General features: G+C 73.3%; 1 protein-coding gene. It reads left to right on the forward strand.

Annotation, left to right across the window (positions count from 1 at the left end):
- Nucleotides 1-345 (forward strand): beta-ketoacyl synthase N-terminal-like domain-containing protein (locus PUR56_RS15270; protein WP_329949320.1); only part of this gene is annotated, 345 nt, incomplete at both ends.

Consider the following 345-nt stretch of genomic DNA (forward strand, 5'->3'; position numbering starts at 1 on the left):
TCAGCGCGGGCTGGCTGCCGACGGCCGGTGCAAGTCGTTCGGTGCGGACGCGGACGGGACGGGTTGGTCCGAGGGTGTCGGCATGCTGCTGGTCGAGCGGTTGTCGTCGGCGCGGGCTGCGGGTCGTCGGGTGCTGGCGGAGGTGCGGGGTACGGCGGTGAACCAGGACGGTGCGTCGAACGGTCTGACGGCGCCGAACGGTCCGTCGCAGCAGCGGGTGATCCGGGCCGCGTTGGCGTACGGGTGCAGGGCCCCGGTGGCCCTCGGGGCGGGCTTGGCTCCGGACACCCCCACGACGCACGGCCAGACCCAAGTGACCAAGGCGATGCCGGCCTCCTCCGGTAA

Origin of the sequence: Streptomyces sp. BE303 (assembly GCF_036290945.1) — a bacterium.
In the GTDB taxonomy this organism is placed as follows: domain Bacteria; phylum Actinomycetota; class Actinomycetes; order Streptomycetales; family Streptomycetaceae; genus Kitasatospora.